A 25,155-nucleotide genomic window follows, 5' to 3' on the forward strand; every position below is an offset into this window, starting at 1 on the left:
CCGGGGCTTTTTCTTGGCCGGGGGCCGCAGACGATGACCGAGTGGAAGACGCGCACGAAGCTGGTGCATGAGGGAAGCCGCCGCAGCCAGTATGGCGAGATGGCGGAGGCGATCTTCCTGACCCAAGGGTTCGCCTATGACAGCGCCGAGAGCGCCGAGGCGCGCTTCGTGAAGGCGGGGGAGGATGAGTTCATCTATGCCCGCTATGGCAACCCCACCACCCGGATGTTCGAGGAGCGGATCGCCGCGCTGGAGGGGACGGAGGATGCCTTTGCCACCGCCAGCGGGATGGCGGCGGTGAACGGGGCGCTGACCGCGATGCTGCGGGCGGGGGATCACGTGGTGAGTTCCCGCGCGCTGTTCGGATCTTGCCTGTACATTCTGGAAGAGGTGCTGACGCGCTATGGCGTGAAGGTGACCTTCGTGGACGGGGCCGATCTGGACCAGTGGCGGGCCGCCGTGGTGCCGGGGACGAAGGCGGTGTTCTTCGAATCTATGTCGAACCCGACGCTGGAACTGGTGGATATCCGCGCGGTTTCTGAGATTGCCCATGCAGTGGGTGCGGTTGTGATCGTGGACAATGTCTTTGCCACGCCGATCTTTTCGCGCGCGGTGGAGCAGGGGGCGGATGTGGTGGTCTATTCGACCACCAAGCACATCGACGGGCAGGGGCGCGCGCTGGGCGGCGTGGTCTGCGGGTCGACGGAGTGGATCCGCAAGGTGCTGGAACCCTATATGAAGCACACGGGCGGGTCGATGAGCCCGTTCACCGCTTGGATGCATCTGAACGGGATGGCGACGCTGGATCTGCGCTGCCGGGCGATGGCGGAGGCGGCCTTGCAGGTGGCGCGGGCGCTGGAGGGGGATGACCGCGTGTCGCGCGTGATCTATCCGGGGCTGGAGAGCCATCCGCAGCACGCGCTGGCCATGGCGCAGATGGGATCGGGCGGGACGCTGGTGACCTTTGAGGTCAAGGGCGGGAAGGAGGCCGCGTTCCGTTTCATGAACGCGCTGGAGATTGCCAAGATTTCCAACAATCTGGGCGATGCCAAGACCATCGCCACCCATCCCGCGACCACCACCCATCAGCGCCTGCCGCAGGAGCAGAAGGACGCGCTGGGGATCACGCCGGGGCTGATCCGGCTGTCGGTCGGGCTGGAAGATGCCGAAGATGTGATCGCCGATCTGCGGCAGGCCCTCGCGGCGGCGCAGGGGTGACGGCGCCCGCTTGACGGCGGGCGGCATGTCGGATTTGCGCGCAATTGCAGCGGCGCGTGTCATTCCTATGTGAGGGGTGGCACCCTATATTGGGCGTCAAGGCGGCCGCGTCGCAGGGCGGGGCCGGGTGATCCGGGCGGCCCTGTCCGGCGTATACCTGATGACATTGACGGCGGCCCTTGGGGCGCGGCCTGAACCGAAAGGCACTTCACATGAACATCCATACCCCCGAACTCGACCGCCAGCCGTCGCGCGAAGAGGCTGAGGCAGCGCTGGCCATCCTGCGCCGCTGGGCAGGCAAGGCGACCGATGCCGAGATCGCGCGTCTGGATTCCGCCGTGGGGTATCTTCTGCCCGGCGAGGGGTATCCGGCCCTGAGCCGCGCCTACCCTGAGGATTTCGCGGTGGATGCGGATTACAAGGAGTCGCTTCCCGATCTGCAGAACGGCCCGGCCAGCCTGATCCGGGGCGAGAAGGCGCTGATCCAGCATGTGGGGATTTCAAACTTCCGCCTGCCCATCCGCTATCGCACCCGCGACAATGGCGAGGTGATGCTGGAGACCAGCGTGACCGGCACCGTCAGCCTTGAGGCGGAAAAGAAGGGCATCAACATGAGCCGGATCATGCGGTCCTTCTATGGCCATGCCGAGCGGGATTTCAGCTTTGCCGTGATCGAGAACGCGCTGGAGGATTACAAGCGCGATCTGGAAAGCTTTGATGCGCGCATCCAGATGCGGTTCTCTTTCCCGGTGAAGATTGAATCCCTGCGGTCGGGTCTTTCCGGCTGGCAGTATTACGACATCGCGCTGGAACTGGTGGATGTGGCCGGGGTGCGCAAGAAGATCATGCATCTGGATTTCGTCTATTCGTCCACCTGCCCCTGCTCGCTGGAACTGTCGGAACATGCCCGCCGCACGCGGGGGCAACTGGCGACGCCCCATTCGCAGCGGTCGGTGGCGCGGATTTCGGTTGAGGTTCGCCCTGGCAAGCGGCTGTGGTTCGAGGATCTGATTGATCTGGCGCGCGCGGCGGTGCCGACCGAGACGCAGGTGATGGTGAAGCGCGAGGATGAGCAGGCCTTTGCCGAGCTGAACGCCGCGAACCCGATCTTTGTGGAAGATGCGGCGCGGTCTTTCTGCCAGGCGTTGAAGGGTGACGGGCGGATCGGCGATTTCCGCATCGTGGCCAGCCATCAGGAAAGCCTGCACAGCCATGATGCCGTGAGCGTGCTGACCGAAGGGCCGACCTTCGCGGCGGAAAGCCTTGATCCGCGGCTGTTCCAGACGCTGTACCACGTGGGCTGATGCCCGGCTGATGTGGTGAGGGAAGGCCCGGCTTGCGCCGGGCCTTGTGCTTTTGCGCTGATGCGGGGGGCCGCGGCGGTGGGGGGAATGGAGAGGGTGGGCTTGCCTTGTGCCGCGCGCGTGGTATTCCCGCAGGGCAAGCATGTAGCCAAGGCATGTCGTGGTTGATTTCCGGCCCATCGCCTATGTCTTCGGGCGCATCCTGATCGTTCTGGCGATCCTGATGCTGGCCCCCGCCATCGTGGATTGGAGCGCGGGGGACCGCAATGCGCAGGCCTTTGTGGTCTCTGCGCTGGTGAGCGGGGGGATCGGCGGGGCCATCGCCATGGCCACGCAGAACGGGATGGGCGGGGCCTTCGACATCCGGCAGGCCTATCTTCTGACGGCGGTGATCTGGTTCGGGGTGCCGGGCTTTGGCGCGCTGCCCTTCATGCTGGGCGCGCCGGGGTTGCATTTCACCGAGGCCTATTTCGAGGCGGTGTCGGGCATCACCACCACGGGCGCCACGGTGATCTATGGGCTGGACACGCTGCCTGCGGGCATGAACCTGTGGCGGGGCCTGTTGAACGGGGCAGGGGGATTGGGGATCGCCTTCGTGGCGATGATCTTTCTGCCCGTGATGCGGGTGGGGGGGATGCAGTTCTTCCGCACGGAAGGGTTCGACACCTTTGGCAAGGCGCTGCCGCGGGCGACGGATATCGCCCAGCAGTTGCTGGGGGTCTATCTGGGGCTGATCGTGGTGGCGGGGCTGACCTTTTCGGCCATCGGGATGACGGCGCTGGATGCCACGGTGCATGCGATTGCGGCGATTGCGACGGGCGGGTTTTCCCCGCGCGATGCGTCTTTCAACCCCTATGCCGGGGCGGGGGAGTATTTCGGGGCGCTGTTCATGTTCCTCGGCAGCCTGCCTTATGTGCGGTATGTGCAGCTTGTGAACGGCGACAGCCGCCCGCTGTGGCAGGACAGCCAGATCCGCGCCTATGTGAAGGTGCTGGGGCTGTCGGTGGGGACGGTCACGCTGTGGCAATGGTGGACATCGGACATGGCGTTCGAGGCTGTGTTCCGCGAAAGCCTGTTCAACCTGACCTCGATCATGTCTTCGACCGGGTTCTTTTCGGGGTCTTTCCCGGTCTGGGGCGGCTATATGCTGGTGGTGGCCTTTCTGATCGGGGTGATCGGGGCCTGTTCGGGATCGAGCGCGGCCGGGCTGACGGTGTTCCGGGCGCAGCTTGTCTGGGCGGCGCTGGTGCAGCAGGTGCGACGGATCATCCTGCCGGGGCGGGTGGCGCCGGTGAAATATGACGGCCGCACGGTGGAGCCTGACGTGATGGACGCGCTGATCCTGTATGTGGGCGGATATGTCTTGACGCTGGGCGTGCTGACGGTGGCGATGACGCTGACGGGGGTGGATATCACCTCGTCGCTGTTCGCGGTTTGGACGGCGCTGGGCAATATCGGCTATGGCTTTGGCCCCTTGGTGGAACGGACGGGGACCTTTGTCGATTTCCCCGATGCGGCGAAGTGGATCATGACGCTGGCCATGCTGATGGGGCGGCTTGGCCTGTTGGCGATCTTCGTGCTGGTGCTGCCGCGCTTCTGGCAGCGCTGAGGGGCGGGCGGTTGACACGGGCGGGCGGTCAGCCCAGTTTCACGCGCGATGATTGATGTCAGACCTGTCGCCCATGTCATCGGACTGGTGATCGTTGCGCTGGGCGTGGCGATGGTTTTCCCGATGGCGCTGGACTGGCTGGCGGGGGATCCGAACTGGCGGGCCTTCCTGAAATCGGGGGTGCTGTGCGTGATCGCGGGCGGGGCGGTGGCGCTGGCCACGGCCAATGCGCTGGCGCGCGGGCTGACCTTGCAGCAGATCTTTCTTCTGACCGTCTTCGCCTGGGTCGCGGCCTGTTTCTTTGGCGCGCTGCCCCTTGTGCTGGGCGCGCCGGGGTTGGGCTGGCTGGATGCGATCTTCGAGGCGACATCGGGGCTGACCACGACCGGGGCCACGATGATCGTGGGGTTGGACGCCCTGCCGCAGGGGGCGAACCTGTGGCGGGCGATGCTGCACTGGCTGGGCGGCCTTGGGATCGTGATCGTGGCGATGCTGTTCCTGCCGGTGATGAAGGTGGGGGGGATGCAGTTCTTCCGGTCGGAGGGGTTTGACACGCTGGGCAAGGTGCTGCCGCGCGCCCTGGATATCTCATCGGCGCTGGTGCAGATCTATGTGGTGCTGACGGTGGCCTGCGCGGTGGCCTATGCGGCGCTGGGGATGACCGGGTTCGAGGCGGTGGTGCATGCGCTGTCGACCGTGTCGACGGGCGGATTTTCATCGTCGGACCAGTCATTCGCGAAATTCTCGGGCGTGCTGGAATATGTGGCGGTGGTGTTCATGCTGGCCGGAAGCCTGCCCTTCATCCGCTTCATCCAGGCCTGGCAGGGGGAATGGGTGCCGCTGTGGCGCGACCGGCAGGTGCGGGCCTATCTGCGCTGGAACGCCTATGCCATCGGGGCGATCGTGGCCTATGAGATGCTGACGCATGACCTGCCGCTGGAGGTGGTGCTGCGTGAGACGACCTTCAACGTGGTGTCGGTCTTTTCGGGCACCGGGTTCACCAGCGCCGACCTTGCCGGATGGGGGGCCTTTCCCTTTGTCATCCTGTTCATCACCGGGTTGATCGGGGGCTGCACGTCATCGACGGGCTGTTCGGTCAAGGTGTTCCGCTACCTGATCCTGATCGAGGCGGTGAAGCTGCAACTGCGCCGCCTGTTCGCGCCCAATGCCGTGCACACGCTGCGCTATGACGGGCGGGCGGTGGATGACGATGTGCTGAACGCGGTGATTTCCTTTTTTACCCTGTTCATGCTGAGCTTCGGGCTGCTTTCGGTGGCGCTGGCGCTGACGGGGCTGGAATTCAAGACGGCGGTCACCGCCGCATGGACGGCGATTGCCAATGTGGGCCCCGCCTTTGGCCCCGAGGTCGCGCCCACGGGGGCGCTGGGGGCCTTTCCCGATGCGGCCAAGTGGGTGATGATCTTCGGTATGCTGCTGGGACGGCTGGAGCTTATGGCCGTCTTCGTGATCCTGCTGCCGCGGTTCTGGCGGACCTGATCACTCCCAGCAGGAAACGAGCACCGTCATCCGGGCGGCGGCCCGCGCCAGATCCTCGGGCGGGAGGGCGCCCTGGCGGGCCGCCTGCGCCAGCGTGACGCCCTGCGCCTGCAGGGTGGCGGCGATGGCGGGGCCGGTGGCGGCGAAGGCCACGCCTTCGGGCAGGATGCGGGCGGGATCGGAGGCGGCGGGCAAGAGAAGGCCCAGCACGGCGCCAGTATTGTCCACCACCGGGCCGCCCGCATCGCCGGGCAGGGCGGTGAGGGCAAGCCGTTTGACCCCCTGCTCGCCGGCCAGGCCTTCGGTCGCCTCAAGCGTGCCGAAGGTCAGGACGGGGGCAGGCAGGGCATCGCCATAGCTGTAGCCCGCGACGGCGATCTCGGCGCCGATCCGATCGGGGCCGAGCTGGAATTCGGCGGTGGCGGGCGGGCTGATGGGCGTGGTGGGCGTGATCAGCGCGATGCCGCCCGTGGGATCGGTGAAGGTGACGGTCGCCTCGGTCCCGGCGTCCAGCGTGATGCGCCCGCATTGCGCCACGGCATCGGCCGAGGTCAGCACGCGGCCCTGCGCATCAATGAAAAAGCCCGAGCGGGTGAGGCGGGGCTTGCGCACCTCGAGCCCCGACAGGAGGCCCGCCTTGGTGGCGCCATCCATCGGCACGATCCCGGGATCAAGCGCGCGGTCGCCCACGGGGCGGAAGCTGGCCTCGATGGCGGGAAGGATGCGGTCGATGGGCAGATCGGCGGCAGGGTTCCATGTCACAATCCAGCCCTTGATCAGGCCGCGCGACAGTTCGGCATAGGCGGCCGACGTGACGGTGGCGCTTTCCCCGCGCAGGGTGAAGCTACGTTCGCCGCGTTCGCGCGGGCCGGTCATCGGCATGATCTCCAGCGTCTGGAGCATGTCGTAAAGACCATAAAGCGCCGACTGATCGCCTGGCTGGCTGATGAGCGTGATGCGCAGCGCGTCGCTGCCGTCCTTGGCCACATAATGGACGAAGGGCGGTTCGTAATGATCGAAGGCGACCAGCGCGGTGGGCAGCGTCACCTCGATCCCGGCTTCGGGTTCGGTGACGGTGGCAAGGCCGAGCGCGGCCTGTTCGGCCTGATAATTGGCCACCAGCGTATCGCGCTGGAAGGTGGTCAGGATCCCCGTCGCCTCATAGCCCATCGCCTCTTGCCATGCGGCCATGGAGGCGCGGGTCCCACGGCCGAAAGCGCCGTCGATGCCGCTGTCGTAGAAGCCGAACCATTTCAGCGCGGTTTGCAGAAGTTCACGCTCTGACTGGGACAGGAGGGATTCCGACGCGCGGGCCTGATCGGGGGTTTCATCCGGGATCACGGGCAGGGGGGTGGTCTCGGCGGTTGCTTCGGGAGTCGCGTCGGGGGTGGGGGCGGTTTGTGCTGCCGCGGCCCCGTCGGTTGCTGTCCCGTCGGTTGTGGCGTCTTCGGTCGCGGCGTCTTCGCTCAGCGGGGTGCCGACGGGCCAGAAGCTGGCCTGAAAGCCGCGTCCATCGGTGATGAAGCTGTCGCGCGGGACAAGGTTTTCGCGCCGGAGGCTGGTCAGCCGCGCCTCGGCATCCGGGCGGGTGAAGGGGCCAAGCGCGATGACATGCCAGCCAGAGCCAACGCGGTAGCCTTGGACATCATCGAACATCGTCTGCCAGGCGGCGGCGCGTTCCTCGGCCTCGGTCAGGTTGGGCTTGGCCTCGATCTGGATCCAGACTTGGGGTTCGGATTGCTGGGCTGCGGCGGGGGTAGGGGACAGGAGGTTCGGACCAAGGGCAATGGTAACAAGGCAGGCAAGGACCAGACGCAGCATTCCGGGAATTCCATAATCGTTTCAGGGGCGGAGACTAGCAGAGCGTGCCGGGGATGCACACCCCTACCTGCTGGCCCACCTGCTGACCCGAGAGGCAGCGGTGGCGGGTGGCCGCACGGATGGCCTGCGTCGGTCTGGCCCGGCCTGCCGGCATTGACCCCATGCCGCCCGTTGCCTATGGAGAGGGCGGTTTTCAAGAGGTTCGGGCCATGACTGACAGCGCACCCCTTCCCCGCAGTTTTCAGGAGATCATCCTGCGCCTGCAGGCTTATTGGGGCGCCAAGGGCTGTGCCGTGCTGCAACCCTATGACATGGAGGTGGGTGCAGGCACCTTCCACCCGGCCACCACGCTGCGCGCGCTGGGGCCGAACGCTTGGGCCGCGGCCTATGTGCAGCCGTCGCGCCGTCCGACCGATGGCCGCTATGGCGAGAACCCCAACCGCCTGCAGCACTACTATCAGTATCAGGTGATCATCAAACCCTCGCCCCCCGATCTGCAGGATCTGTATCTGGGGTCGCTGCGGGCGATCGGGCTGGACCCGATGCTGCATGACATCCGCTTTGTCGAGGATGACTGGGAAAGCCCGACGCTGGGGGCGTGGGGCCTTGGCTGGGAAGTGTGGTGCGACGGGATGGAGGTGAGCCAGTTCACCTATTTCCAGCAGGTGGGCGGGCATGATTGCCGCCCGGTTTCGGGCGAGCTGACCTACGGGCTGGAGCGGCTGGCGATGTATGTGCTGGGGATCGACCATGTGATGGAGATGCCCTTCAACGATCCGCAATCGCCCATCCCGCTGACCTATGGCGACATCTTCCGCCAGACGGAAGAGGAATACAGCCGCCACAACTTTGACGGCGCCACGACCGAGATGCTGTTTCAGCATTTCAAGGATGCGGAAGCCGAGTGCGAGCGGCTGCTGGCCTTTGATCCCGAGGATCCCAAAGCGGCCAAGAGCATCGTGATGGCGCACCCGGCCTATGACCAGTGCATAAAGGCGAGCCATCTGTTCAACCTTTTGGATGCGCGCGGCGTGATCTCGGTCACCGAACGGCAGGCCTATATCGGGCGGGTGCGGGCCTTGGCCAAGAAATGCGCCGATGCCTTCGTGACCACTGCCGCCGGGGGTGGCGCGGGCGGGGGAGCTGTGGCGTGAATGGCAAGATCGTCGGGGGTGGCATCGTGCTGATCGGGGCGGTTGCAGGTGTCGCGATGTGGTGGCTGCAGGTCTATGCCTTCTACGAGGAGGCGGCCTTCGTGCCGGGCGAGGAGATTCGCCTGACGCTGATCGAAGGCGGCCAGCCTGAGCCGATCATCGCCGAAGAGGTGCGCGGGATCGACAGCGAAAGCTCTCCCATCCGGTTCCGCGCCTGTTTCCGCACGCCGATGACCCAAGCCATGCTGACCGAGACCTATCAGATCTACCCCGGTGCCGTGCCGAATGTCGCGCCCGGCTGGTTCGACTGTTTCGACGCGCAGGCCATCGGCACCGCGATCGAGCGCGGCGAGGCGATCCCCTTCCTGTCGGAAGCCAATATCCACCCCGGCGTGGACCGCGTGGTTGCGGTCTTTCCCGATGGCCGGGCCTTTGCCTGGCACCAGTTGAACGCCTCGGCGAGCGAGTGACACCATGCCTGATCTGCTGATCGAACTGTTTTCCGAGGAAATCCCCGCGCGGATGCAGGCCAAGGCTGCGGCCGATCTGAAGCGGCTGGTGACAGATGGGCTGGTGGAGGCGGGGCTGACCTATGCCAGCGCCGGGGCCTTTTCGACGCCACGCCGTCTGGTGCTGTCGGTCGAGGAACTGACCGCCGAGAGCAGGCCCGTGCGGGAAGAGCGCAAAGGGCCGCGGACGGACGCGCCGGCGGCGGCGCTGGAGGGGTTCCTGCGGTCCACCGGCCTGACGAAGGACCAGCTGGAGGTGCGCGACGACAAGAAGGCGCAGGTCTATTTCGCCGTGGTCGAAAAGCCGGGGCGGAAGGCGGATGCGATCGTGGCCGAGGTGCTGGAGGGCGTGATCCGCAATTTCCCCTGGCCCAAGTCGATGCGCTGGGGGGCGGGGTCCCTGCGCTGGGTGCGGCCGTTGCAATCCATCCTCTGCCTTATGGTGGATGAGGCGGGGGCGCGGGTGGTGCCGGTCGAGGTGGACGGGATCGCCGCAGGCAATACCACCGAAGGCCACCGCTTCATGGGGGCGGGGCGGTTTGCGGTGTCCTCGTTTGAGGATTACCGTCTGAAACTGTCGCGCGCCCGCGTGGTGCTGGATGCGGCAGAGCGCGAGGCGCAGATCTGGCAGGCGGCCACCAACATGGCCTTTGCCGCAGGGCTGGAAGTGGTCGAGGATCGCGGGCTTCTGGCGGAAGTGGCGGGGCTGGTGGAATGGCCCGTCGTGCTGATGGGACCGATCGGCGAGGAATTCATGGGCCTGCCGGCAGAGGTTCTGCAAACCTCGATGAAAGAGCATCAGAAGTTCTTTTCTGTCCGGAACCCCAAGACAGGTCGGATCGAGCGTTTCATCACGGTCGCCAATATCGAGGCGGCGGATGGCGGCGCGGCGATCCTGACGGGCAATCAGAAGGTGCTGCGGGCGCGACTGTCGGATGCGCGGTTCTTCTGGGAGAACGACCTGCGGGTGGCGAAGGCGGGCATGGGGGAATGGGCCGAAGGCCTGCGCGCGGTGACCTTCCACAACAAGCTGGGCAGCCAGGCGGAACGGATCGAGCGTATCGCGGCCCTGGCGCGCGAGATTGCGCCCTTGGTGGGCGCGGATGCGGGCCTCGCGGAACAGGCGGCGCGGGTGGGCAAGCTGGACCTGCGGTCGGCGATGGTGGGGGAGTTCCCCGAATTGCAGGGCGTGATGGGCCGCTATTACGCGCTGGCGGCGGGGATGCCTGCGGCGGTGGCCGATGCCGCGCGCGACCATTACGCGCCGCTCGGGCCATCGGATGCCGTGCCGGTGGAGCCGGTATCGGTCGCCGTGGCGCTGGCCGACAAGATCGACACGCTGACCGGGTTCTGGGCGATTGATGAAAAGCCCACCGGGAGCAAGGACCCCTTCGCCCTGCGCCGCGCGGCGTTGGGGGTGATCCGGCTGGTGCTGGTGAATGGGGTGCGCGCGTCTTTGGCGGCGGTCTTTGCCAAGGCCTATCCGGGCGCGGACGGGGCTGATCTGATCGCCTTCTTCCATGACCGCCTGAAAGTCTTCCTCAAGGATCAGGGCATCCGGCATGACGTCATCGACGCCTGCCTTGCCATGCCCGGCAATGATGACCTGACGCTGCTGGTCAAGCGCGCGCAGGCGTTGCAGGCGTTCCTTGCGTCGGACGACGGCACGAACCTGCTGCAAGGCTTCAAGCGGGCGAACAACATCCTGTCTCAGGCCGAAGCGAAGGATGGCGTCGAATATTCCTTCGGCGCGGACCCGAAATTCGCCGAAAGCGACGCGGAGCGCGCGCTGTTCAATGCGCTGGACGTGGCGGAACAGGCCATCGGTCCCGCCATGCGCGCCGAGGATTTCGCCGCCGCGATGGGCGCCATGGCGCAGCTGCGCGCGCCGATTGATGCCTTCTTCACCGCCGTCCAGATCAACACCGAAAATCAGGTCGTCCGTCGCAACCGCCTGAACCTGCTGCACCGCATCCGCGCGATCTGTTCCGGCGTGGCCGATCTGACCAAGGTGGACGGGTAAGCCTCTTCATCTTGGAAAAATACCCTGGGGGTCCGGGGGCAAGGCCCCCGGCGCTTTCCACCGGCGCGCCGCCGTCATGACAGTAAATGTCAGACTTGCTTGACACCTTTTTCAGCGTATCCTGCGGGCGCAAAGGAAAGGCTGCTGCAGTGCAGAAGATGGACATGCTTCCCGATTTCGCCGAGATCACGCCCACGGCGCGCATCCAGACCCCGGCGCATGGCTGGCGGGCCAAGTGCCTGCAGCGCCTGATCCGGCTGGATCTGCCCGTGCCGCGCACGGTGGCGCTGCCTGCGGCCACGATCCGCGCCATTGCGGCGGGGCATGCGGTGGATGTGGCGGCGATTCTGGCGCATTTCGGGGATGCCACGCTGATTTCCGTGCGCCCCAGCCCGGAAAACCCCGATTGGGGCGGGCCGGGCACGATCCTGAACATTGGAATGAACGCGGCCCGGCATGCGGGATTGGCCCAGCGGCACGGGCAGGCGGCGGCGGATGCGCTGTATCTGCGCTTCGTGCAGGCCTATGCCACCCATGTGGCGCGGCTGGACCCCGACATGTTCGACGCCGCCGCCCCTTCGGCGGATGCGCTGCAGGATGCGCTGCGGGTCTATGAGATCGAGATGGACGAGGCTTTTCCGCAGGATCCGGCGCGGCAGCTGGCCGAGGTGCTGCGGTCGATGGCGCGGGCCTGGGAAGGGACGACGGCGCGGCTGCTGCGCGCGGCCAAGGGGGCGCCCGACGAGGCGGCGCTGGGCCTTGTGGTGCAGGAAATGGCGCAGGGGATCGGCAAGGGCGTCTCCGGGTCGGGCGTGATCCAGTTCGTCGATCCGGTGACGGGCCTGCCGCAGGTGACGGGGCGCTATCTTGGCCAATCGCAGGGCCGGGATGCGCTGAAGCGGACAGAAGCGATCTATCTGACGCGCGATCCGCGCGGGCCGTCGCTGGAGGAACTGGCGCCGGGGCTGTTTGCGGACCTGCTGCGCTATGGTGCGGCCTGCCGGGCGCGGCTGCGCGAGGAGATGCAGATCGAGTTTACCATCGAGGACGGGCATCTGTCGGTGCTGGATGCGGTCAAGGTTGCGCGGTCCGCGCGGGCGGGGCTGAAGATCGCGGTGGCGCTGGCCGAGGATGGGGTGATCTCTGACGCCGAGGCCGTGCTGCGGGTGGAACCCCGGGCGCTGTCGGAACTGCTGCATCCGCAGGTGGACCCGCGGGGGGCGCGGGATGTGTTCGTGCGAGGGATCGCCGCCTCGCCGGGGGCGGCGACGGGCCGGATCGTGTTTTCATCGCAGGCCGCGCAGGCCAGCGCGGCGCGGGGCGAGCCTTGCATCCTTGTGCGGCGCGAGACCGCGCCCGAGGATATCCGGGGCATGCATTCGGCGGTGGGCGTGCTGACGGAGCGCGGGGGGATGACCTCCCATGCCGCGGTGATCGGGCGGGGCCTTGGCCTGCCCTGCATCGTGGGGGCGTCGGACCTGAAGCTGGATGCCAAGGAGCGCAAGCTGGTGGCGCCGGATGGCCGGGTGTTCCGCGAAGGCGACATCATCACCGTGGACGGCACCACGGGCGAGGCGCTGGCAGGCGCGGCGGACATGCTGGCCCCAGCGCTGGATGACAGTTTCCGCAAACTTCTGGGCTGGGCGGACAGTTACCGCGACATCGGCATCCGCGCCAATGCCGACACACCCGCCGATGCCGCGACCGCGCGGCAGTTCGAGGCGCAGGGAATCGGCCTGTGCCGGACGGAACACATGTTCTTCGAGGAAGACCGTCTGGTGGTGATGCGCGAGATGATCTTTGCCGATAGCGCCAAGGATCGGGCGGCCGCGCTGGCGCGGCTTTTGCCCATGCAGCGCGAGGATTTCGTGCAGCTTTTCGACATCATGCAGGGTCTGCCCGTCTGCATCCGCCTGTTCGATCCGCCCTTGCATGAATTTCTGCCCCACAGCCGCGAGGGCCTGCGCGAATTGGCCGAGGCGCTGGACAAGCCGCTGTCCGAGGTCACGCGGCGGGCCGAGGCGCTGGCCGAGTTCAACCCGATGCTGGGGATGCGGGGGGTGCGCCTAGGCGTGGTGCTGCCCGAAATCTATGACATGCAGGCACAGGCGATATTCGAGGCGACGGTCGAGATCGCCCGGCGCGGCGGATCGGTGGTGCCGGAGATCATGATCCCGCTGGTCAGCGCGCGGCGCGAGGTGGAGCTGGTCCAGACCCGGATCGAGGCGGTGGCGGCCAAGGTGCGCGCGCGCGCCGGGGCCGGGACGGATTTCGCCTACAGGTTGGGCGTGATGGTGGAAACCCCGCGTGCGGCGCTGCGTGCGGGCGAGATCGCGCAGCATGCATCTTTCCTGTCCTTCGGCACGAATGACCTGACGCAGATGACCTATGGCCTGTCGCGCGATGATGCGGGGCGGTTCATGAACACCTATGTGCAGCAGGGGGTGTTCCCTGAGGATCCGTTCCACATCCTGGATGTGGATGGCGTGGGCGAGCTTTTGCACATCGGTGCGGAACGGGGGCGGCGGACGCGGGGCGATCTGGTTCTGTCGATCTGCGGCGAACATGGGGGGAACCCCGAATCCATAGATTTCTGCCGCAAGGCGGGATTCGATTACGTCTCATGTTCGCCCTATCGCGTGCCGCTGGCGCGGCTGGCGGCGGCGCATCTGGCCTTGCAGGGGCGGAACGATATTCGTAAAAATTAACGCAAGATCATGTGGTTGGCGGGCGAAGCTCACATAGGGCTTTAGGATTTTTGGGCGGATATCCGCCGAAAACGGCCCGAAATCGGTTGTAATTTTGCCACATTGGTGGACACCCGCCCGATGATTCGCATAGGTCCGGCCCTCGTCGCTGCCGGGCATTTCCGGCGGCGCGTGGCTGAAACAGACCGGGACACACGAGACCATGCGCTTGCAAACAGGCTGGATCACGGGGGCCGTTGCCGCCGTCATCCTGAATGGAGCGGCCTTCGCCGACGTGACGGTGAGCCAATCGAACGATCCGACCGCCGCCATCGGCGGCACGCTGGGCAGCCTTCTGGGGGCCGAACGGCAGGCGCTGGCCGCGCTGCCGCAGGGGCGGCTGACGGAGGTGGCCGTGGGACCCAAGGTGGAAACCCGCACCACGCCGGGCCGGGCCGAGACGCCCGCCGTGATCCGCTATGATGACGCCTGGCTGGCCGCGCAGCCCGAACCCACGGGTGATGCCCAGTGGGAATGCCTGAGCAAGGCCATCTATTTCGAGGCGCGGGGCGAATCCCTGCGGGGCCAGTTCGCGGTGGCCGAGGTGATCCTGAACCGTGTGGACAGCCCCGATTATCCGCGCACAATCTGCGGCGTGGTGGAACAGCGCGGCGGGGGCGGGTGCCAGTTCAGCTATGTCTGCGATGGCCGGGCCGACCGGATGCGCGACCCGGAGGCGATGTGGCGTGCCGAGCGCATCGCCCGGGCGATGATGGATGGCGCGCCGCGCGCGCTGACCATGGGGGCCACGCATTTCCATACCAAACAGGTGCGGCCCGGCTGGGCGCGGCGCTTTCCGCAGACGGCGGCCATCGGGGCGCATCTGTTCTATCGCCAGCCGTGAAAAGGGCGGCCGCCCGTCGTCTTGCTTGCGGATTGTGACGGGTTCGGACATGGAAGCGTCAGCGGGCGCGGGTATCCTGCGCCCCGACATGACCTGTGCGCGCCGGGAGGCGAGACCATGACCAGCGATATCCGGCTTGCCTTTGCGCATCCCGAGGAACGGGCGGTGGCGTCGGCCAGCGCCGACCCGCGCGACCGGATTTCCCTGCGCGATCACATCGTCGAGGTGGAGATCGGTGCCTTTCAGCAGGAGCGCGGGACACGCCAGCGCATCCAGTTCAACGTGGTGGTGGAGGTGCGCCCGCAGCCGCAGCCGCTGGATGACGATGTGGACAAGATCCTGAGCTATGACCGGATCACCGAGGCGATTGCGGCGGAACTGGCGGCGGAACGTCTGAACCTGCTGGAGACGCTGGCCGAACGGGTGGCCGAGCGCATCCTGGCCGAGCCGCAGGCGATGCGCGCCTTCGTGCGGGTGGAAAAGCTGGACCGTGGCCCCGGCAAGCTGGGGGTGGAGATTGCTCGGTCGCGCGCCGAGGCGCCCTTGCGCGCGGTGGGCAAGGACGGGGTGGAGGCGGCGGTGCATCCGCTGGTGGTGTATCTGGACAATGCGGCGATCCACGGGGCGGACCTGTCGGCGCGGCTGGATGCCCTGCAGGCGCGCGGCGTGCCGGTGATCCTGACCGTGGGGTTGCCCGATCTGCCCCGCCCCGAGACGGGGCACAAGCCGACACAGCGGCGGATCGACCTGCTGGCCATCGAGCAGAACGCCTGGACCTTGGCCGCGCGGGATGACCGCTGCGTGGTGGTGGCGACGCGGACCGAGATCGACTGGGCGGTGAAGCGGGGGCAGATGATCGTCTGGGCGCCGTCCAAGCTGGTGCTGGATGCGGTGGACGGGCCGCAGAGCCGCGATCCGGTGGCGCTGGCCCTGTGGCTGGCCGAGGTGATGGCGGCGGGCGGAATCGTCGTTCACGGGGATGTTGCAGTTCCGGCAGGAAGCCGCGTGCCGGTGGAGCGGGGCTGAACCGCGCGGGGCTTGCGTGGGCGCGGCGCTGCGCCTAGGCAGGCAGGTATGGAATATTACCGCCCCATCGCGATGACCGATCATGCCCGGCCCCCGGGCGCCTTGCCGCTTGCCGGTGGCTGGTGCTGGTTCGCGCAGGTGGAGGTGTTGGCGCGCGGGGCGGCGCCGCAGGTGGTGGGCGTGGCCGATCTGCCGCCAGAGGTGCGTGACAGGCTGGCAGCGCCGCGCCCCGATTTCGGCGGCATGGCGATGGACAGCCCCCGGATCATGGGCATCCTGAACGTGACGCCGGACAGTTTTTCCGATGGCGGGCGTTTTCTGGCCCCTGAGGCGGCGGTGGCGCAGGCGCGGGCCATGGCCGAGGCGGCGGATGTGCTGGATATCGGCGGCGAAAGCACGCGCCCCGGCGCGGCCGAGGTGGCGGTTGACGAAGAGGTGGCGCGGACGGCCCCGGTGATTGCGGCGCTCAGGTCTGGTGGTCTGGCTTGCCCAATCTCGATCGACACGCGGAAAGCGGCCGTTGCGCGGGCGGCCCTGGCGGCGGGCGCGGGGATCGTGAACGATGTGGCGGCCATGGGGTTTGATCCTGAAATGGCGTCGGTGGTGGCGGAGACCGGGGCGCCGGTGATCCTGATGCATTCCATCGGCACGCCTGCGACGATGCAGGACGATCCGCGTTATGAGGATGTGCTGCTGGACGTTTACGATTTCCTGAAGGCACGGATCGCTATGGCCGAGGCGGCAGGGATCGCGCGCGACCGGATCATGGTTGATCCCGGCATCGGTTTTGGCAAGACGGCGGCGCATAACCTTGCGCTGATCCGGGGGCTGAGCCTGTTCCATGATCTGGGGGTGCCGGTTCTGCTGGGGGCGTCGCGCAAGCGGTTCATCGGGGCGATCGGGGGCGCGGATGTGGCCGAGCGGCGGATGCCGGGATCGGTGGCGGTGGCCTTGTCAGGGGTGGCGCAGGGTGTGCAGGTGCTGCGCGTGCATGACGTGGTCGAGACGCGGCAGGCGCTGCGGCTGTGGCGGGCGGTGAATGGAGTGGATGGATGACACGGAAACTGTTCGGGACCGATGGGGTGCGGGGGCGGGCGAATGCCTATCCGATGACCGCCGAGATGGCGCTGCGCCTTGGCGCGGCGGCGGGGCGGTTCTTCCGGCGGGATGGCAAGGCGGCACATCGTGTGGTCATCGGCAAGGATACGCGGCTTTCCGGCTATATGTTGGAGAACGCGCTGACGGCGGGGCTGACCTCGACGGGGATGAATGTGCTGCTTCTGGGGCCTGTTCCGACGCCGGCGGTGGGGTTTCTGACGCGGTCGATGCGGGCGGATCTGGGGGTCATGATCTCGGCTTCGCACAATCCGCATTATGATAATGGGATCAAGTTCTTTGGCCCGGACGGATTCAAGCTTTCCGATGAGGCGGAGGCGGAGATCGAGGCGCTGCTGGAGGGCGAGATCGAGCCTGCGGCGCCTGAGGCGATCGGGCGGGCGAAGCGGATCGAGGATGGGCGCGGGCGGTATCAGGAGTTTGTCAAGACGACGCTGCCCGCAGGCGTGCGGCTGGACGGGTTGAAGGTGGTGATCGACTGCGCGAACGGCGCGGCCTATCGCGCGGCGCCCGAGGTGCTGTGGGAGCTGGGGGCAGAGGTGATCGCCGTGGGCGTGGCCCCTAACGGCAAGAATATCAACGAAAATTGCGGATCGACCCATGTCCAGACGGCAGCCGAGGCGGTGGTCGCCCATGGTGCGGATGTGGGGATCGCGCTGGATGGCGATGCGGATCGGGTGATGATCCTGGATGCCAAGGGGCGGGTGGCGGATGGCGACCAGATCATGGCGCTGATGGCCACGCGCTGGGCCGAGGATGGGCGGCTGCGCGGGGGCGCGCTGGTGGCGACCGTGATGTCGAACCTTGGCCTTGAGCGGCACCTTGAAGGGCGCGGCCTGCGGTTGGAGCGGACGGCGGTGGGGGACCGCTATGTCGTTGAAAGGATGCGGGAAGGCGGGTTCAATCTGGGCGGCGAACAGTCGGGCCATATCGTGATGACGGACTATGCCACCACGGGCGACGGGCTGGTGGCGGGGCTGCAATTCCTGGCCGAGATGGCGCGGACGGGCGAGAGCGCGGCCGTGCTGGCGCGGCAGTTCGAAACGGTGCCGCAGATGTTGAAGAACGTCCGATATGCGCAAGGAAAACAACCGCTTGCCGCGCCCGAGGTGCAGGCGGTGATCGCGGCGATGGAGGGGCGCGTCGCCGGAAAAGGGCGCATCCTGATCCGAAAATCGGGGACGGAACCGCTGGTCCGCGTGATGGCGGAATGTGAGGATGCGGCGCTGCTGGACGAGGTGGTTTCTACCATTGTGAGAGCGGTGGAGAAGGCGGCGGGGTGATTTCCGGCGTGCAGGAAAGCGTGCAGACGGGCGTGCATACGCGCGTATGCACCGCCAACGGGCGCGCAGGCGCGATGGTTAACGCTTTCCCAGCGATTTCAGGCCAGAGTTTCGGGGCATGAGGCCAGATCGGGGCCGCTTGCGGGCGGCCCGGATCGGGCTGTGGCTGTACTTGCGTCAGTCTTCGCGGGGGGCGTTGCGGGTGGGCTCCGCCTCGGTTTCCGCTGTGTCATCCGGGGTGGGGGCGGCGGCGCGGGGGCGGTTCCAGGCGGGTTTGCGCCGCGCACCGGGGGTGGCCTTCTGCGACAGGAATTCAGCGAGGTTGAACGGTGTCTTAGGGGTGGAGATGCCCATGGGTCTGTCCTTTCCGGACAATCGGACCATGGGTTTCCGGCGGGGCACAAAGGCGGCCCGTTCCCCGGATCCCCGGCCCGTCACGCCCCCCGTGTTCGGAGGGCTGCAGGTGGTATGCGCCTTTTGTGGGGGGAAAGATAGGGGGGAGGAGCGACAACATTCGCTTTGCAAGTGCGCGGAATTTCTTCGCTATTTGTTTTGGAGATGTATACCGTTGGGCGATAAATGCTTTTTCATGAGGTGCGCAAATGGATGGCGCTCAGGATTCTAGGTGGGATTGGAGGCTGCGACGTTTCTTTCTGGGTTCAACTGCATGGATCAGACGTACGGCTGTGTGCATCGCATTTGGATCAGTCACTGTTTTACAGCCATCGGGGGCGATGGCCGAAGAAAGTGTGTCGGCCCCGCTGGAGGAGTTTATCCTTGATGTGTTTTCTTCTATCATCTCCCCAGGGTATATGATTAATCCGTATATGAGCTGTTTCCCGGTGCTGGAGATAGACGCCGAGCCTACGCTGTTCGATTGCAGGCATCGGAAAACAAAAATTGGTTTCTTGCTTATCGCAGATCCCGGTAATGAATCAATTTCGGTTACCTTTAAGTATTCCCGAAACTACTCAGATGGCGCAGGCGTGGTCTCTGCAGATGGAGATCCGATTATTGCTGGTCCGTCTGATCTGCAGTTTTGGGAGAAAGAAATTTCTAGCGCAAGAGAGAAACTAAGAGAAAGTGGATTGGCGGAGTGTGCAATCACTGAGTCACCTGATGACCCACGGCGAATTCATGATACTTTTGCAGCGCGCAACACTTTATCAGACGGGCGAGTTTTAGTGTTTCTCGGAGAAGATGAGGCGATTTTAACATCTGACATTGATTGGTCCTCGATTGAAGATGGGGAAATTGTGGCGACTCTGCTCATTGTAAATATGAGTGAAACGCCGTGTCAGATGATTGACTAGTTCGGACTAAGTAGCAGTGGGACTGACGGCTCGGAAGATAAAGGGCGGCCCGCTAGGACCGCCCTCTCTCCTTTGACTGCAAGAAAAGATCAGTTCCGCGCGCGGTCCACCATCTTGCCCTTGGCGATCCAGGGCATCATGGCGCGCAGCTTCTCGCCGACCTTTTCGATCTGGTGCTCGTCATTGATGCGGCGGGTGGCCTTGAAGAAGGGCTGGCCGACGGCGTTTTCCTGCATGAAGTCGCGCACGAATTTGCCGGTCTGGATGTCGGTCAGCACGGCCTTCATGCGGGCCTTCGTCTCATCATAGGGCAGGATGCGCGGGCCCGAGACGTATTCGCCGTATTCGGCGGTGTTCGAGATCGAGTAGTTCATGTTCGCGATGCCGCCTTCGTAGATCAGGTCCACGATCAGCTTCACCTCGTGCAGACATTCGAAATAGGCCATTTCGGGTTCGTACCCGGCCTCGACCAGCGTCTCGAAGCCCATGCGGATCAGCTCGACCAGACCGCCGCAGAGCACGGCCTGTTCGCCGAAGAGATCGGTTTCGCATTCCTGGCGGAAGTTCGTCTCGATGATGCCCGAGCGGCCGCCGCCGATGGCGGAGCAGTAGGAGAGGCCGATTTCCATGGCCTTGCCGGTGGCATCCTGATGCACGGCGACGAGGCAGGGGACGCCGCCGCCCTTGGTGTATTCGCCGCGGACGGTGTGGCCGGGGCCTTTGGGGGCCATCATGATGACGTCGACGCCCTTTTTCGGCTCGATCAGGCCGAAATGGACGTTGAGGCCGTGGGCAAAGGCGATAGCGGCGCCTTCGCGGAGGTTGTCATGGACGTATTGCTTGTAGGTGGCGGCCTGAAGCTCGTCCGGCATGGTGAACATGATGAGGTCGCACCAGGCGGCGGCCTCGGCGATCCCCATGACTTTCAGGCCCTCAGCCTCGGCCTTCTTGGCGGAGGGGGAGCCTTCGCGCAGCGCGACGACGAGGTTCTTGGCGCCCGAGTCGCGCAGGTTCAGGGCGTGGGCGTGGCCCTGGGAGCCGTAGCCGAGGATGGCGACCTTCTTGTCCTTGATCAGGTTGATGTCGCAGTCACGATCATAATAGACGCGCATTGGGGCGTTCCTTTTGCTGATGATGTGGGCAGGATAGGGATTTTGCGGTGCAAGCCCGTGCATTGTTTGACGATTTTCGCCAGATGTGGGAATGATCATGCGTCAAGTGGCGGTTTGGTGGATGGATCATGCTGGATGAGACGGATCGGCGCATCCTGCGGCAGTATCTGGCGGAACCCGGGATGGCGCGGGCGGAACTGGCGGCGCGGGCGGGGGTGACGGTGGCGACGCTGTGGCGGCGGCTGGAGCGGATGCAGGCGGCGGGGGTGATCCGGGCGGAGCAGGCGGTGATCGACTGGCGCGCGCTGGGCTATGGGGTGGAGGTGTCCTTGCGCTTCACGCTGGACAAGACGGACCCGCGGGCCTTTGACGCCTTCATCGCGGCGGCGCGGGAGGTGCCGGAGGTTCTGGCGATCGAGACGTTTCTGGGCCGGGTCGATGTGCGGCTGAACGTGATCGCGCGGGATATGGCGCATTATCAGGAGATTTACCGGACCCGCATCCTGACCCTGCCGCATATCGCGGAGTTGGAGGCGTTGATGCTGATCTCCACCATCAAGGAGGGGGAGGCGGTGCCGCTGTGATTGATCTGGATGATGTGGACCGGGCGATTTGCCGGGCGCTGGTGGAGGATGGCGGGCTGTCGGCCGGGGAGTTGGGGCGGCGGCTGGGGCTGAGCCAGCCGGCGGCCTGGCGGCGGGTGCGGCGGCTGGAGGAGGCGGGGGTGATCGCGGGGCGGCGGGTGGAGGTGGACCGCGCGGCGCTGGGGTTCGGGGTGACGGTGTTTCTGGGGGTGAAGCTGGCGGCGCGGGGGCGGGTGAGCCTTGAGGATTTCGAGCGGGCGGTGACAGCGATCCCGGAGGTGCAGGTGGTGCAGCATGTGCTGGGGCTGTTCGATTACCGCCTGCGCGTGGTGGCGCGGGATATCGCGGATTTCGAGCGGGTGCTGCGGCGGCGGATCATGACGCTGCCCGGGGTGGGGAATGTGGAGGCGAATGTGCTGTTGACCGAGGAGCGGCGGCCGGGGCCTTTGGGATAGCGGCTTGCAGGCGGAGCGGCGTGCCGCCGCGCGGTCTTTCGGTTGGCTGCGCGGCGTTGCGCTGCGCCTTATGCGCGCAGGGGGCCTGCCCCCTCTGGCCGCGGGCGGCCATTCACCCCCGGGATATTTGCACAACGGGGAAGGGGCAGGCCGGGACGGGGGAAGGGAAGCGGCGTGGCCCATGTCGGGAATGGCGCTGAACGGCGCGGGGCGGGGCTTTAGGATCGTGGCATGCAAGGGGTGGGGCGATGCGGATCACGCGGCTGGAGACGTTCGGGAATGCGTTCGTCTGTTTTGTGCGGGCGACGGCGGAAGGGGGCGTGACGGGCTGGGGGCAGTTGTCCACCTATCATGCCGATCTGACAGCGGAGGTGTTCCATCGGCAGGTGGCGCCCCATGCGCTGGGGACCGATGCGCTGGATTTCGAGGATACGCTGCGCCGCATCTATGAACGGGAGCACAAGTTTCCCGGCAGCTATCTGCGCCGCGCCATGGCGGGGCTGGATACGGCGCTGTGGGATCTGCGCGGGAAGGTGGAGGGCAAGCCGGTCGTGTCCTTGCTGGGCGGGAGCCCGGGGCGGCTGCGCGCCTATGCCAGCAGCATGAAGCGCGACATCACGCCCGAGGATGAGGCGGCGCGGCTGTGCCGGTTGCGCGACGAGAAGGGATTTACCGCCTTCAAGTGGCGGGTGGGCGCGGAATGTGGGCGGGACGTGGATGAATGGCCGGGGCGGACAGAGGCGGTGATCCCGGTCGTGGCAAAGGCCTTGGGCGAGGGCGTTGACAAGCTGGTGGATGGCAATTCCGGCTTTTCGCCCGCGCGCGCCATCGCGGTGGGGCGGATGCTGGAGGACCATGGCATCGGGCATTTCGAGGAGCCCTGCCCCTATTGGGAGGTGGACCAGACGGCCGAGGTGCGGGCGGCGCTGTCCATTGACGTGGCGGGGGGCGAACAGGATTGCGAGTTTTCCAGCTGGCGCTTGATGATCGAGCACGGGGCGGTGGATATCCTGCAGCCGGACGTCATGTATATGGGCGGCATCCACCGCACGCTGGAGGTGTGCCGCATGGGGGCGGCGGCGGGCCTGCCCATCACGCCGCATGCGGCCAATCTGTCACTGGTGACGATGTGCACCATGCATCTGTTGAAGGCGATCCCCAATGCGGGAAAGTATCTGGAACTGTCCATCGAGGGGCCGGATTACTATCCCTGGCAGGAGGGACTTTTCCGCGGCGCGCCCTATGATGTGAGCGACGGCTGCGTGACCGTGCCCGATGCCCCGGGCTGGGGCGTGGAGATCAACCCTGACTGGCTTGCGCGGGCAAGCCATCGTGTTTCGGAAGGAAGAGGCTGAGCGATGCCCGGACTGCATGCACATATCGACCCCGAGGGGCTTGAGGAGTTTTCGGTCGTCTTCACCGACCGCAGCCTGAACCACATGTCGGCGCGGTTTCAGGGCGTGATGCGGGATGTGTCGGGCCTGCTGAAAGAGGTCTATCGGGGATCGGCGGTGGCGCTGGTGCCCGGTGGCGGGACCTATGCGATGGAGGCGGTGGCGCGGCAGTTCGGCAAGGGGTCCGTGCTGATCGTGCGGAACGGGTGGTTTTCCTTCCGCTGGACGCAGATTTTCGACGCGGGCGGGTTCACCGCGCAGACCAGCGTGGTGATGGCGCGGCAGACGGGGAATGACCCGCGCGCGCCGTATGCGCCCCCCCCGGTGGAGGAGGTCGTGGCCAAGATCCGCGAGCAGCGCCCTGATGCGGTGTTCGCGCCGCATGTGGAGACGAGCGCCGGGATCATCCTGCCCGATGACTATATCGCGCAGGTGGCGGCGGCCGCCCATGAGGTGGGGGCCATCATGGTGCTGGATTGCATCGCCTCGGGCTGTGTCTGGGTGGATATGGAGGCGACGGGGGTGGATGTGCTGATTTCCGCCCCGCAGAAGGGTTGGTCGGCCTCGCCTTCGGCCGGGGTGGTGGTGCTGTCGCCGCGCGGTGAGGAACGACTGGCCGCGACGGAGAGCAATTCCTTCGCCGTCGATCTGAAGAAATGGCGGGCGATCATGGCGGCCTATGAAGGCGGGGGCCATGCCTATCACGCCACGATGCCCACGGATGCCATCCTGGGCTTCCGTGATGCCATGCTGGAGACCAAGGCCATGGGATTTGACGCGGCAAAGGCCGCGCAGTGGGAATTGGGCCGAGCTGTGCGGGCGCTGATGGCACGCAAGGGCGTGCCATCGGTCGCGGCTGAGGGGTTTCAGGCACCGGGTGTGGTGGTGAGCTATACCGATCAGCCAGACATCCAGAACGGCGCCAAGTTCCGCGCGCAGGGCCTGCAGATCGCGGCGGGCGTGCCCTTGCAGGTGGGGGAGGGCGAGGCCTTCAAGACCTTCCGTCTGGGGCTGTTCGGGCTGGACAAGCTGAAAGACGTGCCGGGAACCGTGGCGCGGCTGGAGCGGGCCGTCGAGGCGGTGCTGTAGCGCCCGGAAAATCTTTCTGGAAGGCGATATTATACTTGACGTACCCACGCCAAACCCTTAGATATAAGGGGCAAGCAAGAGAGTACGCGCCATGTCCATCCTGTCCCGCCCCGAGTTCCACAATGAAGAAGCCGCATACGCCTATGTGGAAGCGCGCGTTTGGGCGAACGGTCGGGTTTGCCCGCACTGCGGCGAATGTGAGCGCACCAGCAAGATGGGCGGCAAGTCCACCCGCATCGGCACCTATAAGTGCTACTCCTGCCGCAAGCCGTTCACCGTCAAGATCGGCACGATTTTCGAGTCCAGCCACGTTCCCATGAACCTGTGGCTGCAAGCGATCTACCTGATGTGCGCCAGCAAAAAGGGCATCAGCAGCAACCAGCTTCACCGCACCCTTGGCGTCACGCTCAAGACCGCATGGTTCATGTCTCACCGCATCCGCGAAGCTATGCGTGACGACAGCATCGGCACGTTTGGCTCTGGTGGTGGCGCTGTTGAGGTTGATGAAACCTTCATCGGTCGTGAGCCGGGCGTGGAAAAAAAGACCGCCTATCACCACAAGATGAAGGTTGTCAGCCTGTTGGACCGTGAGACGGGCCGTGCCAAGAGCATCGTTGTGGATGCGCTGACTATTGCGACCATCGCGCCGATCCTGAGCGAGAACATTGCCCGCGAAGCCACGCTCTACACGGACGAAGCCAAGCACTACCGCAAGCCCGGCAAGATGTTCGCCGCTCATGGTGTGGTCGAGCATGGCAAGGATGAATACGTGCGCGGCGACGTCCACACCAACACGATTGAGGGTTACTTCTCCATCTTCAAGCGCGGCATGAAGGGCATCTACCAGCACTGCGGCAAGAAGCACCTGCACCGCTACATGGCGGAGTTTGATTTCCGTTACAGCAACCGTGCCGCGCTGGATGTGACTGATGCGATGCGTGCTGACATCGCCCTTAACGGGATCGTAGGGAAAAGACTGCTTTACCGGGACTCGTTGGGCGCGTAGAATCTGCGCCGGAGGCGCAGAAATTGGCACAGCATCACCATAAGGGCTTCA

General features: G+C 65.8%; 21 protein-coding genes. 18 read left to right on the forward strand and 3 right to left on the reverse strand.

All coding sequences use genetic code 11. From position 1 onward, the window contains the following. Positions 1-33: 33 nt before the first annotated feature. From metZ to GU920_RS11165, 4 genes are all read left to right on the forward strand, one after another. Positions 34-1,218 (forward strand): O-succinylhomoserine sulfhydrylase, encoded by a 1,185-nt coding sequence (metZ, locus tag GU920_RS11150; protein ID WP_161767082.1) that lies wholly within the window; start codon positions 34-36, stop codon positions 1,216-1,218. A gap of 212 nt (positions 1,219-1,430) precedes the next feature. Then, positions 1,431-2,522 carry a GTP cyclohydrolase FolE2 gene (gene folE2 / locus GU920_RS11155; protein WP_161767083.1) on the forward strand — a complete coding sequence of 364 codons (1,092 nt, stop codon included), beginning with the start codon at positions 1,431-1,433 and terminating at the stop codon, positions 2,520-2,522. 160 nt (positions 2,523-2,682) lie between these two features. Beyond that, positions 2,683-4,131: a TrkH family potassium uptake protein gene (locus tag GU920_RS11160; RefSeq protein WP_161767084.1), complete on the forward strand. Its 1,449-nt coding sequence runs from the start codon at positions 2,683-2,685 to the stop codon at positions 4,129-4,131. Between the two features lie 48 nt (positions 4,132-4,179). Continuing rightward, positions 4,180-5,628 (forward strand): TrkH family potassium uptake protein, encoded by a 1,449-nt coding sequence (locus tag GU920_RS11165; RefSeq protein ID WP_161767085.1) that lies wholly within the window; start codon positions 4,180-4,182, stop codon positions 5,626-5,628. On the opposite strand, the gene GU920_RS11170 is transcribed toward GU920_RS11165, so the two are convergent. Continuing rightward, a complete protein-coding gene (locus tag GU920_RS11170) occupies positions 5,629-7,449 on the reverse strand; it encodes a serine protease (RefSeq protein WP_161767086.1) in 1,821 nt (606 codons plus the stop codon). It abuts the gene before it with no gap. Positions 7,450-7,658: 209 nt separating this feature from the next. Between GU920_RS11170 and GU920_RS11175 the strand changes: the two genes are divergently transcribed. The 8 genes from GU920_RS11175 (at position 7,659) to glmM (ending at position 18,151) form a co-directional block, all read left to right on the forward strand. Next, positions 7,659-8,603, forward strand: coding sequence for a glycine--tRNA ligase subunit alpha (locus tag GU920_RS11175; protein WP_161767087.1), 945 nt, complete (start codon positions 7,659-7,661; stop codon positions 8,601-8,603). Then, on the forward strand, positions 8,600-9,073 hold the full coding sequence (locus GU920_RS11180) for a DUF6446 family protein (RefSeq protein WP_161767088.1): 474 nt from the start codon (positions 8,600-8,602) through the stop codon (positions 9,071-9,073). The genes GU920_RS11175 and GU920_RS11180 overlap by 4 nt, the downstream gene beginning before the upstream one ends. A 4-nt stretch (positions 9,074-9,077) precedes the next feature. Then, complete coding sequence (gene glyS / locus GU920_RS11185; protein WP_161767089.1) at positions 9,078-11,135, forward strand: glycine--tRNA ligase subunit beta; 2,058 nt, start codon at positions 9,078-9,080, stop codon at positions 11,133-11,135. A gap of 158 nt (positions 11,136-11,293) precedes the next feature. Further along, positions 11,294-13,843 carry a putative PEP-binding protein gene (locus GU920_RS11190; RefSeq protein WP_201744087.1) on the forward strand — a complete coding sequence of 850 codons (2,550 nt, stop codon included), beginning with the start codon at positions 11,294-11,296 and terminating at the stop codon, positions 13,841-13,843. A gap of 202 nt (positions 13,844-14,045) precedes the next feature. Next, the gene (locus tag GU920_RS11195; RefSeq protein WP_161767091.1) at positions 14,046-14,726 is read left to right on the forward strand and encodes a cell wall hydrolase; all 681 of its coding nucleotides are present in this window, start codon (positions 14,046-14,048) and stop codon (positions 14,724-14,726) included. A 117-nt stretch (positions 14,727-14,843) separates the two neighbouring features. Then, a complete protein-coding gene (locus GU920_RS11200) occupies positions 14,844-15,752 on the forward strand; it encodes a dihydroneopterin aldolase (RefSeq protein ID WP_161767092.1) in 909 nt (302 codons plus the stop codon). Positions 15,753-15,800: 48 nt separating this feature from the next. Further along, a complete protein-coding gene (gene folP / locus GU920_RS11205; RefSeq protein ID WP_161767093.1) occupies positions 15,801-16,808 on the forward strand; it encodes a dihydropteroate synthase in 1,008 nt (335 codons plus the stop codon). Continuing rightward, entirely contained in the window at positions 16,805-18,151 is a 1,347-nt protein-coding gene (glmM, locus tag GU920_RS11210; protein ID WP_161767094.1) for a phosphoglucosamine mutase, read from the forward strand. The genes folP and glmM overlap by 4 nt, the downstream gene beginning before the upstream one ends. 177 nt (positions 18,152-18,328) lie before the next feature. On the opposite strand, the gene GU920_RS11215 is transcribed toward glmM, so the two are convergent. Beyond that, a complete protein-coding gene (locus GU920_RS11215; RefSeq protein WP_161767095.1) occupies positions 18,329-18,505 on the reverse strand; it encodes a hypothetical protein in 177 nt (58 codons plus the stop codon). Between the two features lie 380 nt (positions 18,506-18,885). On the opposite strand from GU920_RS11215, the gene GU920_RS11220 reads away from it, so the two are divergent. Continuing rightward, on the forward strand, positions 18,886-19,464 hold the full coding sequence (locus GU920_RS11220) for a hypothetical protein (protein WP_161767096.1): 579 nt from the start codon (positions 18,886-18,888) through the stop codon (positions 19,462-19,464). An 89-nt stretch (positions 19,465-19,553) separates the two neighbouring features. On the opposite strand, the gene ilvC is transcribed toward GU920_RS11220, so the two are convergent. Then, entirely contained in the window at positions 19,554-20,576 is a 1,023-nt protein-coding gene (gene ilvC, locus GU920_RS11225; RefSeq protein WP_161767097.1) for a ketol-acid reductoisomerase, read from the reverse strand. Positions 20,577-20,704: 128 nt separating this feature from the next. Between ilvC and GU920_RS11230 the strand changes: the two genes are divergently transcribed. The 5 genes from GU920_RS11230 to GU920_RS11250 all read left to right on the forward strand — a co-directional run bounded on the left by GU920_RS11230 (position 20,705) and on the right by GU920_RS11250 (position 25,104). Next, complete coding sequence (locus tag GU920_RS11230; protein WP_161767098.1) at positions 20,705-21,160, forward strand: Lrp/AsnC family transcriptional regulator; 456 nt, start codon at positions 20,705-20,707, stop codon at positions 21,158-21,160. After that, positions 21,157-21,615, forward strand: a complete 459-nt coding sequence (locus GU920_RS11235) for an Lrp/AsnC family transcriptional regulator (protein ID WP_161767099.1) — start codon at positions 21,157-21,159, stop codon at positions 21,613-21,615. Before GU920_RS11230 ends, GU920_RS11235 begins: the two co-directional genes overlap by 4 nt. A gap of 248 nt (positions 21,616-21,863) precedes the next feature. Continuing rightward, positions 21,864-22,970: a mandelate racemase/muconate lactonizing enzyme family protein gene (locus tag GU920_RS11240; RefSeq protein WP_161767100.1), complete on the forward strand. Its 1,107-nt coding sequence runs from the start codon at positions 21,864-21,866 to the stop codon at positions 22,968-22,970. Between the two features lie 3 nt (positions 22,971-22,973). After that, positions 22,974-24,098 carry an aminotransferase class V-fold PLP-dependent enzyme gene (locus tag GU920_RS11245; RefSeq protein WP_161767101.1) on the forward strand — a complete coding sequence of 375 codons (1,125 nt, stop codon included), beginning with the start codon at positions 22,974-22,976 and terminating at the stop codon, positions 24,096-24,098. 91 nt (positions 24,099-24,189) lie between these two features. Continuing rightward, a complete protein-coding gene (locus GU920_RS11250; RefSeq protein ID WP_161767102.1) occupies positions 24,190-25,104 on the forward strand; it encodes an IS1595 family transposase in 915 nt (304 codons plus the stop codon). Positions 25,105-25,155: the final 51 nt, after the last annotated feature.

Source organism: Paragemmobacter ruber (assembly GCF_009908315.1).
Lineage (GTDB): Bacteria > Pseudomonadota > Alphaproteobacteria > Rhodobacterales > Rhodobacteraceae > Paragemmobacter > Paragemmobacter ruber.